The following is a 19,098-nucleotide window of genomic DNA, read 5'->3' as shown; positions in this document are numbered from 1 at the left end:
TTATGTTAACTCTCTCTTAGCGGCGTGATAAAATATGCTGACCGTTTTGTAAGAATTGACGTCTTGATCTTCTCATTCTTTCAATTCGTTCTTCAGCCATACGGTCTGCCGCCTTGAATGTTGGTATTTGATCACGCTTTGATATATCAAATACTTTCTCAATGTTTTGATAGATTCCTTCTACTTTTTTCAACGCCCGTTCACTGTTATACCCATTTAACTCATCTGCAACATTAATAACACCACCTGCGTTAATCACGTAGTCTGGTGCATACACAATGCCCATTTCGTGAATAAGACTCCCATGACGTTCTTCTTTTAATTGGTTGTTAGCAGCTCCTGCAATAACCTTTGCTTTTAATTGTGGAATCGTGTGGTCATTAATAATAGCACCTAGTGCACAAGGAGCAAAAATATCACAATCGACACTATAGATGTCATTTACATCAACCGCTTTTGCGTTGAAATCTGCAACTGCTCTTTGAACAGAATCTTTATTAATATCCGTAACAATTAATGAGGCACCTTCCTCATGCAGGTGTTTACACAAGTTATAAGCAACATTTCCGACCCCTTGTACAGCAATTGTTTTTCCTGCTAAATCATCCGTACCAAATGCTTCTTTAGCAGCTGCTTTCATACCGACATACACTCCATACGCCGTTACTGGAGATGGATTTCCTGATGAACCGAAAGCAGGTGAGATCCCTGTTACATAATCCGTTTCTTCATAGATTGTATCCATATCTTGTACAGTTGTTCCTACATCTTCAGCTGTAATATATCGGCCATTTAAGCCTTGAATGTACCGACCGAACGCACGAAACATTTCTTCATTCTTATCTTTTCTAGGGTCACCAATAATAACGGTTTTTCCTCCGCCAAGATTTAATCCCGCTGCTGCGTTTTTATACGTCATGCCTTTTGCTAAACGCAGTGCATCTTCAAACGCATCTGCTTCTGTCTCATACATCCACATCCTCGTTCCACCAAGAGCGGGACCGAGTGTTGTATCATGAATCGCTATAATTGCTTTTAATCCAGATAATTTGTCTTGGCACACAACGACTTGTTCATAGTCGTAATTTTCCATATAAGAGAATAATTCCATGATGTAGCCTCCTTAAATACGTCACCTTCAAAAAAAGATGACTCCTTACCCTATCCTTTGCAAAAACCGTGCCACAAAAAGAATTTTTGTCCATCCCTTTATAGTCTTCACAAAACGATCACAATCCAAAATAGAGTATGCAATATTTTTCATTAGCACGCAAGAATTTGCATGCACATTTATGCAATCTGATACTTCTCCATTTTGTAATACAGTGAACGAATGGAAATACCTAAAGCTTTTGCCGCCTTCGTTCGATTTCCTTGATAACGTTCCAATGTATTTACAATTACTGATTTCTCATAATTATTAAGTAATTCCTGTAGTTTCTCTTCTTTTTCCCCGATTGTACTTTTTTGAATGAATGTATCAGTTTGAACATTCGAAAAAAGAGGGGGAAGATGTTGTAACTCTACTCGGCGACTTGCTGGTTCCATATAAATCATCGTTCGAGCTAAGACATTTTCAAGTTCCCTTACGTTACCTGGCCATTGGTAACCACTTAAATACTTTAAGGCTTCATGGGAGATAGCTTGAACGTACCTTCCATAATCTTTATTTAGTTTATTCAAAAGGTGCATCGCTAAAAGTTCAAGGTCGTTCATTCGTTCACGTAAAGGGGGAATAGAGATTGGAAATTTATTTAGTCTATAATAAAGGTCTTCTCGAAATCGATGTTCAGCTATTGCTTTTTCCAAATTTACATTCGTCGCAGCAATGACTCGAACGTTTATGGATATTGGCTTCGTTCCTCCGACTCTAATGATTTCTTGTTCCTGAAGAACGCGTAATAATTTAGCTTGCATTGTACTGGAGAGTTCCCCTAACTCATCCAAGAAGATACTTCCATTATTAGCTTCTTCAAATAACCCTCTCTTCCCTCCACGTTTCGCTCCCGTAAAGGCACCTTCCTCATAGCCAAACAATTCACTCTCAAGCAATTGTTCCGATAACGCAGCACAATTAACACGAACAAACGAGTGATGTTTCCTTTGGCTTTCATTATGTATAGCGTGAGCAAATAGTTCTTTTCCGGTACCTGATTCGCCTCGTAATAAAATTGTTGCGGGAGTTTGAGCCGCTAATTTAGCTTGTTCAATTGCCACCCTCATCTCCTCGGATGTTCCTATAATTTCATCAAAAGAATATTTAGCTTCAAGTGTTTGAATTCGTTTTTTTGCTTTCTCAAGTTGACCGTGCAAAGAGTTCAACTCAGAGACATCATGGATGACCCCTACACTTCCTCGCTTCTGTCCATCCACTATGATTGGTGCTACATTTACAATCACATCTTTTTTGTTTGGTCCAACTTTTAAAGAAACCCCTCTAACAGCTTTTCCCGTTTCAAGTACTTGTAAATGCATGCTTTCCCCTTCAGAAATATCTGCAGTTGCAGGATGTCCTATCACTTCTTCAGGCTGTAATCCCGTTAACCTCGTATAGGCTGGATTTATCATTAGGCCTATCCCATTCTCATCTACAACTGAGATTGCATCATCTGAAGATTGAATAATAGCTTCAAGCATAGTTTGAACATTTTTTAAGTTCGTCACTTGATCTGCCATTTCCACCATATCTGTTATATCTTTAAAGACAGCTAATGCACCGATGCAGCGACCTTCTTCAATCATCGGGACCCTTGTTGTAATGACAATCGTCCCATTTTGAAGTTGCTGCTTGCGGTGATGTTCTGCTTGCTGTGTTCTCATTACCCGTGGTAACCCACTCGATTTCATAACCTCACGAAGAGGACGCCCGATTGCTGACTGAGCTTGTATCCCTGATATTCGCTCAGCAGCCTCATTAAAGATTAAGATCTGTTCACTGGAATTAATTGCTATCATCCCATCGTGAGTCGAATTTAAGATCGTTTCTTGAATCGACATTTGTTCATTCAGCCTGACAATTAGTTGATCTTTCTCTTTCATTAAAGAGTAGAAAAGCCTGGCTAATTGAGAGGGAACAATCATTGTATTGGGTTGAATCGTTTTCCTAAGTTCCGTAAGAACATCAGGATTCCCTGTCGATTCAAAAATAAAATCAACCTGATCATTACGAATTTCTCTCCAATCAGATCCGATTTTCACATGATGTTTCTCAGCCTCTACAATGCCTGGGGCAGATGATAGAATATCATACACGGCAATAACTTGAATGTGTTCCATATTCATGAGTAATCGAAACAGGGCTGTTCCACCTTGACCAGCACCAATAATTACCGCGCGTTTCATCAATACTCCCCCTTTTATGACTTGGTCTTAACTTCTACTATTAATTTTCCTCCTTTTACTATTACGCAAATGACACAAAAATGCAACCACTAACGTGTACACATTGATGAAATTTCGTTAAAATATAAACTATAGTAAATGATGAAAGAGGAATTGTTGATGGGACGTTTTATCGCCTTAATGATATTAGTAATACCAGGAGTCATTGCGGGATATGGAATTAAGTTGATGCGAGATACTATTTTTCAAATCATTAATAGTCCATTCCCAAACCTTTCGTTACAATTTTTCGCTGGACTGGTCCTTTTCTTTGCTGGACTAAGCTTTATTGGTGGATTTATTTTTTATCGCGACCGCAAAAATGGAAAAATTGCACCAAGGTTTCAAAAAAAATAAACTCAAAGTGGGTGACTCTAGTTGTGCGAGTCACCCTTTTGATGTTTATTCATAATTCCAATTTGATCAATCATACGAAGCAAAGAAGAATGTTCAATAATTGTTGAAAACGAATACTTTTCTGCAATGACGATAAAGAAACTAACTACAAAGAGAACAAAAAGTTGAAGTCCTATTGGTAAATGATTGATTGCTACTACTGCTAAGATGGCCCCAACTACGGTAGCCCCATTATCTCCAAGCATCGCCTTTCTGTAGCCTTCAAGCACGTACCAAACATAAAAGACAGATAGGAGCATGACAATATAGATAAAAGATGGAAGCGGATTAATAAGTAGAACGAGAACAACAAAACATAACGCTCCCTTCCACACTCGTAACGGACGAGTATCAAATAAATTCATGACATGCGGAAGACCTATAAGTAAGAAAAGAGAGAGGAATGTGGCAAAGTACGTGTACAAAGGCGTCATCCAGACGAATAGCAATGCTACTACAATGGTGCCAGCTGCTTTTACCAATCCCGTTGTAATACGTTTATTTTGAAACGCATACAAAACATGGCCTTTTAATCCTTTTGGATACGGCTTGCCAAACACATCATCAACAAGACCTAGTAACCAAATCGAAAAGACAAAAATAAAAGAAGCCATGGATACTGATTCAAGTCCTGGAGAAAGAGCAAATAAATAACTATAACTATATATAATGACAACTCCTAGACTATAAGGAACAAACCTTCCTTCATAATTCAACACACCTAACTTCATTGTTTGAAACGAAATAAGGCTTAAAAAAGCAATGATTGGCATTGACAGAAAGAAGGCAATCATGATTGCACACCTCTTAGTTGTTTTTCTATATCTACCCACTGCTTTAAACGATGAATGAACCCTTTTACATCTCTTCCCATTTCACGATGCTTCATAGTCGTTGGTATTTCTAAACAAGTTGCCCCTGCTTCTAATAGATCGATTGTCATCTGTGTTTCAATACCAAATCCAAAGTAAGATTTGCTCAATAGAACCGAAAGCCACTTTCGGCGAAATGCTCGCTGACCTGATAATGGAGCTTCTAATTTTACCCCAGTTTTCTGATAAACAATCGTTTGGACTCTTCGTTTCACCATGCCCATTCCAGACTTCTTCCCAGGATTAATAATCGAAATGGTCATATCCGCTTTATTTTGGCGAATTGGTTCAAGGAGTGCAAATGCCTCACTAGCTGATTCCTCGAGGTCTGCATCTAAACAGACAATATATTCTCCCTGTGCACTCCTCCATCCAAGCTGCATAGCGTATCCTTTTCCTTTGTTCGTTGAATACGAAATAACTTTATCTGCATATTTCTCCGCTGCTGCTTTTGTTTGATCCTTACTTCCATCATCAACGACGATGATCTCTGACTGTTTGAATTCCTTGTTAGCTCTAATAGCAAGAAGTGTCTTTTCAAGCGTCTCTTCTTCATTATAGGCCGCTATCACAAAAGATGTATCAATCATGGCGAAGAACCTCCCTCTTCTTCCATAACCCTACACGGCCACTGACAAGATGATGAATTGTTTCAATTAGAGAAGGTTTTACTCGATTTTTTTTCTGCCATAATAATGGACTAATAGATCGGTTTGTCAGGTGATGAATTCCCTTTAAGTCTGTTATTTTTTCACCAGCTTGAATTCGACACAACCAAGTCGATCCCATACCTGCACGTCCTTTTTCTAGAAACTCTGTCATACCCAAACGACAACCTATTAAATAAAGGTGGTTAGCACCCGACCAATAAGATGCTGTAATGGCTACATCTTCACTTGTTCCAACGAAGCGGATCGTATCAACAAATAACCCCATTTTATTTAATCGTTCTTTTCCTGGTGAAGATCCGTTTGGGTGTTCGTGACAAATTAATTGCGCCCCGCAATCAATAGCCTTCTCACTAATCGAGTCCATATCGCCAATGATAAAATCAGGTACAATTTTTTGTTTTAACAAACCATCTGCAGCCCCGTCCACCGCAACAATGACCGTCCCCTTTTTCATCATTGCATGGCGGACTGCTTTAATATCCTTTTCATACTTTGTATTCCTCGCTACTATAAATACCTCTTTTTGATTCACTACTTCAAAAGAAGATGGAATAGCAGGGAATTGCTTAAACCAATCACATTCTTTTTCAGCATAAGTTATTGTGTTATGAACAAATTTATCAAATTGATCTGAATAGTTGTTACGTGCTTCTATTGCTTTTTCATTAATTAATTCTTCTGTATATGATTTCAAACTTGCTACAAACATTGGCTCTAACTGATCGTCTACATAAAGTTCATCTTGAAAGATAATTGCTTCATCCCCTTGATACAATCTGTCATGCTTGCAAGAAGCTGTTATATCAAAGACCGGGATTCCTGCTTGAAGCAAACGCCTTACGTGATGCTGTGTATAATGGCCTGTCATCGAAGTTTTTGCATTAATCACTGCCTTCACTTGCGCTTCAATTAATCCATCGACTGCTACACCATCAAGGTCTTCATGCCATAAAAAAACAATGCTTCGTTTTGGTAAATAATGAAGCAGCTTTTTGGTTTGTTTGTGTTCATAGATAGGTCCTTTTATCAAATTCCTCATATGATAACCCTCTTTGCACCGTTTGGTCATAATATGAGCAATTTTAGCGATTTTATTTATAATAGGAAAGATTTTGGTAAATTGAAAAAATAAAAGAGGAGTTTAAGTCCATTGTACGAAAAACAGCACTCCCTAAAAAATGGAAATGCTAAAATCGTCCCTTTTTCTTTTCATTTTTCCACCAATAAAATAGAGCCGACACAAAAAGTGTCTTTATGACCATAGCTACTGCCACGGTTATAATGACTGTGATCTTCCCATCTCCCAATACGTTTCACCCCTCTCATACTATTTACTACTATAGAGATAGTGAAAACCCTTTTTATTTTTGGTTTATTGACATTTTTACAAATAAAGAAAAAACACTTCAAGTTTTGAAGAGGGCACTGAAAAAGTGATTTTTTTCAGTGCCCTCTGTTTGAAGTGCTTTTTTCTTTAGTCTTTATTTGTATCTTGATTGCGATCCTTTCAAGAAACTTTATGTTCAATCCTAAGCTTATCAGCAACCATTGCAATGAATTCACTGTTTGTCGGCTTCGCCTTAGAATGGCTTACTGTGTATCCAAACAGACTAGAAATGGAATCAATATTCCCACGACTCCAAGCTACTTCAATCGCATGACGAATAGCACGTTCCACCCGACTTGATGTTGTATTAAACTTCTTTGCAATATCTGGATATAATACTTTTGTAATCGATCCTAGTAATTCAATATCATTATAGACCATCGTAATTGCTTCACGTAAATACATATAGCCTTTGATATGAGCTGGCACACCAATTTCATGAATGATACTTGTAATACTTGCATCTAAGTTAAAGCTATGCTGTTCTGGTTGTGATTTATTTGAAATAAATGAGTTAAGTGGAGCCTGTTGAACAAATGATCTTGTTTGTCCACTGATTTCACGAATATTAGATATTAACACTTCCATATCAAACGGCTTAAGTACGTAGTAAGCAGCTCCTAAATCAACAGCTTTCTTCGTAACATCTTCCTGACCAAAAGCAGTTAACATAATAATATTAGGCTTTTTCTTCAAATTTAATTTATTAATCCGCTCAAGTACAGCTAATCCGTCTAAATGAGGCATAATAATATCTAAGATTAATACATCCGGCTCTTGCTCCTCGATCAAACTTAAACATTCCTGACCATTGTACGCTGTTCCTACTACTTCTAAGTCATTCTGAGCTGATATGTATTCATTGAGTAAATTGACTAACTCACGATTATCATCTGCGATACATACTTTTACTTTTTGCACAATAAAGCCTCCTCTGTTCCTATTTTCTGTCATAGTTTTAAGTTTTCGACAAGGGATTTTATTTCCCTTTATTTTTTTTGAAATTTAATTAGTTTTTTTACATTTCCTAACTTATTCTTCAGTATACTACCTCATTCGACCTGATTCGAACATTGACAAACAAATCAACTTTCTTTTGTCGAATTTTCTTTACACCTTAATCATATCACAAAAAATGAAAAAGAAAAGAAGCCAAAACGATTTTAACTCGCTTTGGCTTCCTGTGTATTTGAAAAATGATCAGTTACTCCTGCTTCTTCTAGCATCCAACTAATGTGACATCCATATCCACTTGTTGGATCATTAACAAAGACATGAGTTACCGCACCAATAATTTTCCCATCTTGAATAATCGGACTTCCACTCATTCCTTGTACAATTCCACCTGTTGCTTCCAACAATTTTGGATCAGTTACTTTAATAACCATTCCTTTTGTTGCTGGTTGTTTTTGGGGAACAGAACTAACAATTTCAATGTCATATTCTTCTACTTCTTCCCCTTCAACAACAGTCAATATTTTAGCCGGCCCTTCCTTGACGTGAGTTGAATGGGCGATCGGCATCTTTTTATCATGGATGTTGTTCTTTAAATTTGCTTCTTTTAATGTTCCAAATATCCCAAAGGAACTATTTTTTTCGATTGTACCTAATACATCTCGTTGGTTAGATAAGCTTGCCAGTTTTTCACCTGGGTCACCATTGCTACCTTTTTCAATGGAAGTTACAGAAGAACGAATGATTTGTCCATCATGAACAACAATTGGTTTTTGTGTATCAACATCAGAAATAACATGACCCAATGCCCCATATTTTTTTGATTCTGGGTCATAGAAGGTTAAAGTTCCTACCCCTGCTGCTGAATCCCTAATATAAAGACCCATTCGGTAAGAATGTTCACCTTTTGCTTTTAAAGGTATCAATTCCTTTTCAAGCGTTTGTTGATCTCGTTTAATTTCAAGTTTCAGCTTTCGTCCATCATCTCCTGCAGCTTGAACATACTCACCTACTTGACTCATACGTTGGATTTCATGATCATCTATTTTCGTAATCATGTCTCCAACTTCAATACCAGCTATTTCTCCTGGGGAAGAACTGCCATCTTCTGTCTCAACTAGATGATGACCTACAACTAACACTCCTTCGGTATTAAGCTTTACACCGATGGATTGTCCTCCCGGAATAACTTCTGTTTTTGGAAGCACATTAACATCAATACTTTTCACAGGAAAACCTGCGACTTCTAACGATACATTCTCTGTTATGTCACTTTCACTTACCCCATTCATTTGAAAAGTAAGTGCTGATGGCGCAGCAGTTGCAGTTACAGCTTTTAGTGACTTTGTTGCATCCACTACAGGGGTCATATCCCCTTCGAAAACAGTCATAGCTGTGGGAACTTTCACCCATTCACGTACCCCATCAGAAAAACCTAAACTTACGACAAATAGTAATACAAGTATACCTAATGTTTTTCTTACTGCATCGCCTCTCACTCACTTCACTCTCCTAGCTCCTTGCCCACACCTCCGTTACTGGATGTACTATTAATGTTGCCTTAGAGAACAACATTTATAACTGGAACAAAAAGAAAAAAGCTATCCTTTTTTGGCTAGCTTTTCAAGCGGGTTGCTTTAGTGATTCTGCAAGTTCTAACAGTTCTTTCGCATGCTCTCGCGTTAGTTCTGTTACTTCAACTCCAGAAATCATTCGGGCAATTTCATTTATTTTTTCCTCTGTTGAAAGGGACTTTACAGAGGTTTTAACTCGTTCATTTTCTTCGTTCTTTTGAATATAGAGATGTGAATCTGCCATTGCTGCTACTTGAGGTAAATGAGTAATACAAAGTACTTGTGATCCAATAGATATAGCATGGATTTTTTCAGCAATAGCTTGAGCAACTCGTCCACTAACTCCAGTATCGACTTCATCAAATATAACTGACGTGACTCCTTGTTGATTTGAAAAGATGGATTTAATCGCAAGCATAATTCGAGAGATCTCCCCACCAGATGCCACTTTCGAGAGTGGTTTCATTGGCTCTCCTGGATTCGTTGACAAATAAAACTCTACTGTATCAATGCCGTCCTGAGAAAAAGGAATCGTCTTTCCCTTAATCATTGGCGCATACTTACTTGGCGCTCTCTCCGCTACTCGAACATCGAATACGGTCTTTTCCATATATAGTGAACGCAACTGCTCATGTATCGCTTCTGTCAACTCGCGAGCAGCTTCTTTCCGAATTGATGTTAATGCTTTTGCTTCTATATATAAATCTTGCCACAATCCATCTAACTCATTTTGAAGCTTTGATATGCGATCATCTTTATTAATTATCGAATCTAACTCTTCTTCAACTTTAGAAGCGTACACCAAAATATCATCTACCGTCTCCCCATATTTCCGCTTTAACCGTTGTATATCATGAAGACGCCCTTCAATGAATTCAAGTCGATTTGGATCAAACTCAATTTGTTCTACCCGATCACGCAGAGCGAATGCCGCTTCTTCTAACAAATAATAGCTATTACTTACAGATTCAAATACATCTTTTAATTCCTGATCAATTGAAACAGCTTCTTCTAAATGCGACACAGCATTGTTTATAAAATCTAACCCTCGTCCTTCTCCATACAAACTTAAATAACTGTCTTGGAGAAGAGAGAACAGCTTCTCACTATGTGCTAACTTATGTCTTTCATTCATTAAATGAACGTCTTCTTCTGGAACCAATTTAGCTTGTTCAATTTCTTCGAGCTGATACTGAAATAAATCGGTTTTCTGTGCTAACTCTTGTTCATTTTCACTAAGAGACAACACTTGCTTTTGAAGCTGTTGTGCACGATTAAATAACATTTGATACTCTTTAAACGTATCCGTTAAAGCTTTTGAAGCATATCCATCTAACATGGAAATGTGCTCTTCTGGCTGCATTAACGCTTGATGCTCATGTTGTCCATGAATATCGACAAGGGCTTGTCCAATCTCCCGTAAAATAGCAAGAGTAACCAACTTGCCATTGACTCTGCAAATACTTTTCCCTTGCGAGGTGATATTCCTTCTTAAAATAAACATTGAATCTTGAGCATCTATGCCAAACTCAATTGCTTTTTCAATGATAGGGTGATCATCTTCTACAATAAACAAGCCTTCAATTTCTGCGCGCTTCTCTCCATGTCTTACATATTCAGCAGAACCACGACCTCCAAGGAGAAGACCAATCGCGTCAATAATTATTGATTTTCCTGCTCCGGTCTCTCCCGTAAGAACAGTTAACCCTTTTTCGAATTGCACGGTCAATTCATCAATAATGGCAAAATGTCGGATTGATAATTCAATTAACATGCATGTCACACCCTTATAACATTTCTAAAAATCGCTGTGTTATAGCTGGCCCTTCTTCTTTATTTTTACAAATAATAAGAATCGTGTCATCACCACAAATAGTCCCCATTACTTCGGTCCAGTCCAAATTATCGATTAAAGCACCGATTGAGTTCGCATTACCCGGTAATGTTTTCATAACAATTAGATTATCAGATCGGTCAATGCTGACAAAACTGTCCATTAATGCACGCTTGAGCTTTTGTAGCGGATTAAATCGTTGGTCTGCTGGCAAGCTATACTTATAACGTCCATCTAGCATTGGTACTTTTACAAGATGAAGTTCTTTTATATCTCTAGATACCGTTGCTTGTGTTACGTTATAGCCTTCTCTTCGTAATTGTTCAACTAGATCATCTTGTGTTTCAACTTCGTTATTGACAATAATGTCTCTAATTTTTATATGCCTTTGTCCTTTATTCATCTTTTCTCACCTATTCCTACACTGTCTCATATGTTCATTATCTACGTATTCGCTCTACAATACAACATTTACACCTACAAAAACTTTTAAAATTTACGAAAAAAATAATTTTTCATACATTCCAATGAATAATTATAGACAAAAAAACGCCTCAATCAAATCATGAGGGCACTGAAAAAGGTGGTTTTCCCTTTTTTCAGTGCCCTCCTAAATCATTGATCGAGACTTTTTTAATGAGTTACTCTTCTCGTTTTGCTTTTAATTCCTCATGTGCAGTAGAGACGACATCCATAATCGAAATAGAGTCACTAATTGAACCTTCGTCACCGTTATATTGTAAATGCATTAAAAATTCGATGTTGCCCTCTCCACCTTTAATCGGCGAATAACTCAGGCCACTAACGTGATACCCTTCATTTGAAGCAAACTCTATCATCCGTTTCAATACATCTTCATGAACCTTTTTATCTCGGACAATGCCTTTTTTTCCAACTTGTTCACGACCAGCTTCAAATTGGGGCTTTACAAGTGCGACAACATCTCCATTAGGAACAAGAACGGTCTTTAATACAGGTAAAATCAACTTTAAAGATATAAAGGATACATCAATTGTTGCAAACTGAGGCAATCCTTCTGTTAAATCCTCTGGCTTCACATAACGGAAATTCGTTCGTTCCATTACTGTAACTCGCTCATCCTGTCTAAGTTTCCATGCCAATTGATTATATCCAACATCAAGTGCATACACTGATTTAGCTCCATTTTGTAAAGAGCAATCAGTGAATCCTCCCGTTGACGCACCTATATCTAATACAATTTTATCTTTTAAGCTAAGTTGAAAAAGCTCGATGGCTTTTTCTAATTTTAATCCTCCACGACTCACATAAGGAAGTGGTTTTCCTTTGATTTCTAGAGGAATATCCCGATCTACTTTTATTCCTGGCTTATCCACTCTCTCCGTACCAGAGTAGACAAGTCCAGCCATAATAGATCGCTTCGCCTTTTCTCTTGTTTCGACTAGGCCTCGCTCGACGAGCAAAACATCTATTCGTTCTTTCTTAGTCAATGTTCGTTACGCCCTTTGCTTTTTTTTCGGTAACATCGTCATCATTTGATCAGAAACATTGGCAGATGTCAGTCCAATTTCCTCTAACAGCTCTGATACGCTACCATGTTCAATAAACTCATCTGGAATTCCCATCCGTTTTACTTCAATGTTGTGATAGCCATTGTCATGGAAAAATTCTAATACAGCACTTCCAAAACCACCTTGAAGAGCAGCTTCCTCTAATGTGAGTACCGGAATTTCCTTTTGAGCAACCTCGTGTAACAGGTCCTCATCAAGAGGCTTTGCAGAATTTGCATTCACGAGTTTTACCGAAAGGCCTTGTTTCGAAAGATGAGCTAATGCTTGCTCAGCGACTGGTATCATCGTTCCAAAAGTCAAAATACAGGCATCTGTTCCTTCTTGCAATGTTTCCCATTTCCCAATCGGCAACTGCTTTAATTTTTCGTCCATTTTTATTCCATATCCATTCCCTCTAGGATAACGAACGGCAATGGGACCACCATCGTATTTAGCAGCAGTATAAATCATATGTTGAAGTTCATTTTCATCTTTTGGCATTAAGATTTTCATATTGGGCAAATGACGAAGGAAAGCAATGTCGAACACCCCTTGATGTGTTTCTCCATCTGCTCCGACAAGTCCTGCTCGGTCAATCGCAAAGACAACATTCAAGTTTTGTCTGCAAATATCATGTACGACTTGATCATATCCACGTTGCAAGAAAGTAGAATACACAGCAAACACTGGTTTCATACCTTGCGTTGCTAAACCACCAGCCATCGTAGTCGCATGTTGCTCAGCAATACCTACATCAAACATACGCTCGGGGAACTCTTTAGCAAACACGTCTAACTTCGTCCCACCTGGCATCGCTGCAGTTAGTGCAACAATTCGTTTATCTTCACGTGCTATTTTCTTCAAAGTTTCAGCAAACACTCCACTGTAACTTGGAGGACCTGGTTTTTTTACCACTTCACCAGATTCGATCTTATATGGTCCAAGCCCGTGCCACGTACCTTTTGCATCGTTTTCAGCTGGCTCATATCCTTTTCCCTTTTTCGTTAGTACATGAACGAGTACTGGTCCCTTTGTTTTCTTGGCATATTTAAGATTCTCCGCCAAATCATCAAGGTCATGTCCATCTACTGGCCCTAAATAAGTAAAGCCTAACTCTTCAAAGAAGATCCCTGAAACTAATAAATATTTAAGACTATCTTTCACACGTTCAGCTGTCGATGCAAGCTTCCCACCGAAAGCTGGGATTTTCTTGATTAACTGTTCAAGTTCTTCTTTTGCCTTATGGTATTTCCCTGCTGTACGTAGTCTTCCTAATACATTATGAAGAGCACCCACATTTGGAGCAATTGACATTTCATTATCATTTAAAATGACAATTAAGTCTGTTTGTTCATGTCCAATATGATTTAATGCTTCAAGTGCCATTCCGCCTGTTAATGCTCCATCGCCAATAATCGCTACAACATTGTCATCCGTTCCTTTTAAATCCCGTGCTGTAGCCATTCCCATCGCAGCAGATAATGAAGTTGAACTATGTCCAGTCTCCCATACATCATGCTCGCTTTCATTGCGCTTTGGAAACCCACATAGACCTTTGTATTGACGCAATTTATCAAATTGATCGGCACGACCCGTTAGAATTTTGTGCACATATGCTTGGTGACCAACGTCCCAAATGAATTTATCTTTTGGGCTATCAAACAAATGATGCAACGCAAGCGTTAATTCAACAACACCTAAATTCGGACCTAGATGTCCCCCCGTAACAGACAATTTTCCAATTAAAAACTGTCTAATATCCTCCGCGAGATCTTCTAGCTGTTTTTTTGAATAGTTCTTTAGGTCGTTTGGGTCTTTAAATTCCTCTAGTTTCATAAAGGAACCCTCACTTTCGAGTCAGTTTTTCTTTTTCTTTGTTTTTCCATTTCCTGAAAATACTTTTATTTTCAGTTTTACCTCTAAAAAATATAATAATCTACCTACTTGATAGATAATTGGAGTTGCATAATGAATCGCCAACGTTTTTCCAACTGCTTTTCCACCGACTGTTAAAGCAGCAACAACACTTGTAAATAAAATAGAAATGGCAAATTGCTGTATTGATGTATCACCATAACCTAGTTGTATCGATAATTGCAAGACAACATAGGCAGATGCCGTACCACTAATAATACCAGAAATATCCCCGATCACATCATTACAGAAATTTGCAAATTTATCTGCATTTCTCGTAATTAAAACAGCATGTTTAGCCCCATGTAAACGCTCTGAAGCCATCGCGTGAAATGGCTTCTCATCTGCTGCGGTTGCGGCTACACCTATTGTATCAAAGAACACACCTAAAAACACAATAATGAACACAATGAACATACCGACTGCCCATGTCACTCCACTTAAAATAAACGTGGAAATAACTGAAAAAATAGCCGCTAACACAAGTGTGATAACGGCGATTCCCAAACTCCAATGTATTGATTTCTGAAGAGGTTTCATAATTATCTATCGATCACCTTTTAAAAGTTCTATGTATATGTTAGGAGTGGTCATTTAAAGAGTAAACTCTGTAGCTTAGGTCCAGTAGGATTTCCCAATTCAGCTCCACCGCGTCGCCGCGGGTGGCGGTTTCCCTTTATACTGAACTTAACGTTGTCACCAAGCGTCAGACTGGATTACCACTTAGTCTACACTGCAATCCTCTTTAAATGTCAAACGAACAGTCTAGGAGATTTCCTCAGCAATTCCTTGCCATTCTTTTATCCTCTTTTGCAGAGTAGATTTCATATGGGTAAAGGTCAAAACCTGTTGGCCGACACGTTTTGTCCTCATTTCCATAATCCCCTCTACCTCCACTCAAGGCAGGCTACGCTGCAGACAAGCTCCCTAGCTTGCCGTTGCAGGTTCATACCCTTTGCCCTAGTATCATACTCGTGTATGGACCGAGCAAAAGGCCTCCACAGTAGGAGGGTCAACGCCCACATGCCTTTGCGGATCGCCCTACTACCTTTTCTCCCAGTCAAGACCCAAGGCTGGGCGCCTCAAGCCCAGACAAGGAGCTTCATCGATGTGCCCTTTGGCGGATTTTTAGCCCCGCCTTCAAGAATGGAGAACTGACTAGAATACTGCACCACTCACATGTCACGCTATTATAGCATGAGCTAATTCGAAGCTCAATGGAAAAGCTTTGAATTAATGGTCACGCTCTGCCACATAGTTTGTTAACGTTAAAAGTAATTGATGATTCATGTTCACTCTATATAAGTATTCTTTTGCTTGAGTCATATGCTCATTTAGCATTTTTTTCGCACCTTCCAACCCTAAAAGATTCGGATACGTGCTTTTATTATTACCATCATCACTGCCGATTGGCTTTCCAATCGTCTCTGGATCTCCTTCTACATCTAAAATATCATCTTTAATCTGAAACATTAAACCAAGTTCCTTAGCAAACATTCGGAGGTTGGCAATATCATCTTCAGCAGCACCTGCAATAATCGCTCCCGCTACGATAGATGCCGTTAAAAGGTCTCCCGTTTTATGATGATGAATATAAATAAGTTCTTCTAATGTTAGTGACTTATTTTCTCCTTCCATATCAGCAACTTGTCCGCCTACCATTCCTTCAGGCCCTGCTGCTTTAGCAATCTCTTGTATTAAGAGTAGTTTTTGTTCAGCTGTCACGTCTTGATTTTTTATTTGCGCAACCAATTCAAAACTATATGTAAGGAGAGCATCACCAGCTAGAATAGCAAGAGCTTCTCCAAATATTTTATGATTCGTTGGTTTGCCTCTTCTTATGTCATCGTCATCCATTGCCGGCAGGTCGTCATGAATCAAAGAATACGTATGGATCATTTCAATTGCACACGCGACATCCAATCCGGATTCGATAGGCTTTTCGAAACTTCGAATGGTTGCTAACAATAAAGCAGGTCTAATTCTTTTTCCCCCTGCCTTTAAAGAATAAGTCATCGCTTGAACTAATTTTTCAGGTACAGATAATCGCTCAAGGTGATGCGGCAAGCGCATCTCAACTTGCTCTTTTGTTTCCTTTAAAAAAGAAGTAAGCTCTTGATTCACGATTACTCATCCTCCTGAAAATTTAACAGCTCCAACTCCCCATCTTCATGAAGGATTTGATCCATTTGTTTTTCAACTTTCTCTAGTTTTTCGTGACATTGCTTCGATAATGCCATTCCTTCTTGAAACATTGTAATAGCTTTTTCTAATGGAACATCTCCTTGTTCCAAACACTCTACTACTTGTTCTAGTTCTTTCATCGCTTCTTCAAAACTCAGTTCCGTTTTTTCTGCCATCCAACTCTCCTCCTATTCCATTCGATCTGCATCTTCCACTACACAATGGATTTTCCCATCTTTTAAACGAATATCTAACTTGCTGCCTACTGCAACTTGTTGTGTCGATTTTATTAATGAATTGTTTTTTTGATCATACACTAAGCTGTACCCACGATCCATTAATCGTAGAGGGCTAAGAAGGTTTAATTCTCCTATTGATTTTTCAAAAGGAATTCGTTTGCTTTTAATTTGTTCTTTCATCGCCTTAACGAGCGCTGCTTGTAGTTGATTTCTTTGCTCGCTTGCTTGTCGAACTCTCACTTGTGGATGGAGCATCGTTAAAGACTTATCTAAATGTTTCAATTGATTAGCCGGTCCTGTGATCGTTGTCGTGACACTCCGTTTTAACCTGTCCATGTATCCATCAAGTTGCTGCTCTTTTTGCCTAATTAACTGCTCTGGATATCGAAATGCATAAGACCTTTTAAATCGTTCTAACTTAGCAGATTCAGAAGACAATCGATCTATCATCAGCTTCTTTAATCTCTTCTTTTGCATAGTTAGAGATCTTCTCACTTCTTGATGATCTGGTACCGCCAGTTCCGCCGCCCCTGTTGGTGTAGGGGCACGCAAATCGGCAACAAAGTCACTAATTGTAAAATCAGTTTCATGACCAACTGCTGAAATGATCGGAACATTCGCTTGTGATATAGCTCTAGCTACTCCTTCATCGTTAAAGGCCCATAACTCTTCAATAGAACCTCCTCCACGACCAACGATTAAACAATCAAAGCAACCAGCTAGATCTGCTTGTCGAATGGCACGTGTAATAGAACTAGGAGCTTGATCACCTTGTACTAACACTGGAAGCAATGTAATTTGAGCAATTGGGTATCGTCTTTTTAATGTGATTACAATATCACGTATTGCTGCTCCTGTCGGGGATGTAATGACCGCAATTCGAGAAGGGAATAGAGGGATGGCTTTTTTGCGTTCATTTGCAAATAATCCTTCTCTTTCAAGCTGTGCCTTTAATTTTTCATAAGCTAGGTATAGACTCCCCACTCCATCTGGCTGCATCTCTTTTGCATAAAATTGGTACTGTCCATATGGTTCATACACATTTACTTCACCTCGAAGCAGTACCTTCATCCCATTTTCAGGTTTAAATTTCAAATATCGATTGTGACCTGCAAACATGACTGCTTGCATTCTAGATTTATCGTCCTTTACGGTAAAATACAAATGACCACGACTATGCATCTTTACGTTTGAAAGTTCTCCTCTTATCCAAACACTTTGAAGCATCACATCTTCTTCCATGATTGATTTGATGTAGCGGGTCACTTCAGAAATCGTTAATACATCTTTAGTCGCCATTATGTACCTCTACGAACGCTTTCTTGCGGAAATAACCGTATTTTCAAGTAGCATCGTAATCGTCATAGGTCCTACCCCTCCTGGGACAGGTGTAATATAAGATGCTTTTTCTTTGACGCTATCAAAATCAACATCTCCAACAAGTTTTCCGTCCACACGGTTAATTCCAACATCCACGACAACAGCACCATCTTTCACGTCTTCAGCTGAAATAAATTCCGGCTTGCCAATTGCGACAATTAAAATATCTGCAAGGTTCGTCATTTCTCGTAAGTTTTTCGTTCTTGAATGTGTATATGTAACTGTTGCATGTTCATTTAAAAGCAGTTGTCCAACTGGTTTTCCGACAATGTTGCTTCTTCCAACAACAACAACATGCTTACCTACAAGGTCAATTTCTGCTTCTTTTAACATTTCTACAACACCAAAAGGCGTACATGGAAGAAACGTATCTTCTCCTGTCATCATTTTACCGATATTGATTGGGTGAAATCCGTCAACATCTTTATTAGGAGCAATTCTTTCAATAACAGCTTGTTCTGAAATGTGTTCAGGAATTGGAAGCTGAACTAAAATGCCATCAATTGAAGGATCGTCGTTAAGTCGGTCAATTTCTGCTAGTAGCTCTTCTTCGGTAATGGTATTTTGTTTTTCAATAAGTACCGAGTGAATTCCTGCTTGTTCACATGCTTTTTGTTTTGCTCTAACATATGTTTGGGATGCAGGATCTTCCCCAACTAAAATAACGGCCAAGCCTGGTACAATATTTTGAGAAGCCAATTCTTCTACATCTCTTTTTAACTGTTCTCTCTTTTTAGCTGCTAATTCTTTTCCGTTTAATAATAATGCTGTCATGACGTATTC

Annotated in this window: 17 protein-coding genes; 1 reads left to right on the top strand and 16 read right to left on the bottom strand. The window is 38.5% G+C overall.

Annotated elements, in window-relative coordinates; translation table 11 throughout:
• Positions 1 to 16 precede the first annotated feature (16 nt).
• Positions 17 to 1,111, bottom strand: coding sequence for a branched-chain amino acid dehydrogenase (gene bcd / locus MF646_RS03405; protein WP_250095094.1), 1,095 nt, complete (start codon positions 1,109 to 1,111; stop codon positions 17 to 19).
• Between the two features lie 179 nt (positions 1,112 to 1,290).
• The gene (locus tag MF646_RS03400) at positions 1,291 to 3,342 is read right to left on the bottom strand and encodes a sigma-54 interaction domain-containing protein (RefSeq protein WP_250095093.1); all 2,052 of its coding nucleotides are present in this window, start codon (positions 3,340 to 3,342) and stop codon (positions 1,291 to 1,293) included.
• Positions 3,343 to 3,501: 159 nt separating this feature from the next.
• On the opposite strand from MF646_RS03400, the gene MF646_RS03395 reads away from it, so the two are divergent.
• Entirely contained in the window at positions 3,502 to 3,738 is a 237-nt protein-coding gene (locus MF646_RS03395) for a DUF2627 domain-containing protein (protein WP_250095092.1), read from the top strand.
• 17 nt (positions 3,739 to 3,755) lie between these two features.
• On the opposite strand, the gene MF646_RS03390 is transcribed toward MF646_RS03395, so the two are convergent.
• The 14 genes from MF646_RS03390 to folD form a co-directional block, all read right to left on the bottom strand.
• On the bottom strand, positions 3,756 to 4,571 hold the full coding sequence (locus tag MF646_RS03390; RefSeq protein ID WP_250095091.1) for a hypothetical protein: 816 nt from the start codon (positions 4,569 to 4,571) through the stop codon (positions 3,756 to 3,758).
• Positions 4,568 to 5,239 carry a glycosyltransferase family 2 protein gene (locus MF646_RS03385; protein WP_250095090.1) on the bottom strand — a complete coding sequence of 224 codons (672 nt, stop codon included), beginning with the start codon at positions 5,237 to 5,239 and terminating at the stop codon, positions 4,568 to 4,570. The genes MF646_RS03390 and MF646_RS03385 overlap by 4 nt, the downstream gene beginning before the upstream one ends.
• Positions 5,232 to 6,359, bottom strand: coding sequence for a putative cytokinetic ring protein SteA (gene steA / locus MF646_RS03380; protein ID WP_250095089.1), 1,128 nt, complete (start codon positions 6,357 to 6,359; stop codon positions 5,232 to 5,234). The genes MF646_RS03385 and steA overlap by 8 nt, the downstream gene beginning before the upstream one ends.
• 468 nt (positions 6,360 to 6,827) lie before the next feature.
• Positions 6,828 to 7,628 carry a sporulation transcription factor Spo0A gene (gene spo0A, locus MF646_RS03375; protein WP_250095088.1) on the bottom strand — a complete coding sequence of 267 codons (801 nt, stop codon included), beginning with the start codon at positions 7,626 to 7,628 and terminating at the stop codon, positions 6,828 to 6,830.
• 242 nt (positions 7,629 to 7,870) lie between these two features.
• A complete protein-coding gene (gene spoIVB / locus MF646_RS03370; RefSeq protein WP_250095087.1) occupies positions 7,871 to 9,160 on the bottom strand; it encodes a SpoIVB peptidase in 1,290 nt (429 codons plus the stop codon).
• 124 nt (positions 9,161 to 9,284) lie between these two features.
• The gene (gene recN, locus MF646_RS03365; protein ID WP_250095086.1) at positions 9,285 to 11,009 is read right to left on the bottom strand and encodes a DNA repair protein RecN; all 1,725 of its coding nucleotides are present in this window, start codon (positions 11,007 to 11,009) and stop codon (positions 9,285 to 9,287) included.
• A 13-nt stretch (positions 11,010 to 11,022) separates the two neighbouring features.
• The gene (gene ahrC, locus MF646_RS03360; protein ID WP_250095085.1) at positions 11,023 to 11,472 is read right to left on the bottom strand and encodes a transcriptional regulator AhrC/ArgR; all 450 of its coding nucleotides are present in this window, start codon (positions 11,470 to 11,472) and stop codon (positions 11,023 to 11,025) included.
• A 238-nt stretch (positions 11,473 to 11,710) separates the two neighbouring features.
• Positions 11,711 to 12,538 carry a TlyA family RNA methyltransferase gene (locus MF646_RS03355; protein ID WP_250095084.1) on the bottom strand — a complete coding sequence of 276 codons (828 nt, stop codon included), beginning with the start codon at positions 12,536 to 12,538 and terminating at the stop codon, positions 11,711 to 11,713.
• 6 nt (positions 12,539 to 12,544) lie between these two features.
• Complete coding sequence (dxs, locus tag MF646_RS03350; RefSeq protein WP_250095083.1) at positions 12,545 to 14,434, bottom strand: 1-deoxy-D-xylulose-5-phosphate synthase; 1,890 nt, start codon at positions 14,432 to 14,434, stop codon at positions 12,545 to 12,547.
• A gap of 21 nt (positions 14,435 to 14,455) precedes the next feature.
• Complete coding sequence (locus MF646_RS03345; protein ID WP_250095082.1) at positions 14,456 to 15,052, bottom strand: hypothetical protein; 597 nt, start codon at positions 15,050 to 15,052, stop codon at positions 14,456 to 14,458.
• Between the two features lie 693 nt (positions 15,053 to 15,745).
• The gene (locus tag MF646_RS03340) at positions 15,746 to 16,636 is read right to left on the bottom strand and encodes a polyprenyl synthetase family protein (RefSeq protein WP_338035467.1); all 891 of its coding nucleotides are present in this window, start codon (positions 16,634 to 16,636) and stop codon (positions 15,746 to 15,748) included.
• Positions 16,637 to 16,638: 2 nt separating this feature from the next.
• Positions 16,639 to 16,872 carry an exodeoxyribonuclease VII small subunit gene (locus MF646_RS03335; RefSeq protein WP_250095081.1) on the bottom strand — a complete coding sequence of 78 codons (234 nt, stop codon included), beginning with the start codon at positions 16,870 to 16,872 and terminating at the stop codon, positions 16,639 to 16,641.
• A 12-nt stretch (positions 16,873 to 16,884) separates the two neighbouring features.
• On the bottom strand, positions 16,885 to 18,234 hold the full coding sequence (xseA, locus tag MF646_RS03330; protein ID WP_250095080.1) for an exodeoxyribonuclease VII large subunit: 1,350 nt from the start codon (positions 18,232 to 18,234) through the stop codon (positions 16,885 to 16,887).
• A gap of 9 nt (positions 18,235 to 18,243) precedes the next feature.
• Positions 18,244 to 19,089 (bottom strand): bifunctional methylenetetrahydrofolate dehydrogenase/methenyltetrahydrofolate cyclohydrolase FolD, encoded by an 846-nt coding sequence (gene folD / locus MF646_RS03325; protein WP_250095079.1) that lies wholly within the window; start codon positions 19,087 to 19,089, stop codon positions 18,244 to 18,246.
• Positions 19,090 to 19,098 lie beyond the last annotated feature (9 nt).

It is taken from the genome of Halalkalibacter alkaliphilus (genome assembly GCF_023555415.1).
Classification (GTDB): domain Bacteria; phylum Bacillota; class Bacilli; order Bacillales; family Bacillaceae_D; genus Halalkalibacter; species Halalkalibacter alkaliphilus.
This window is presented reverse-complemented; position numbering and strand designations above follow the sequence as displayed.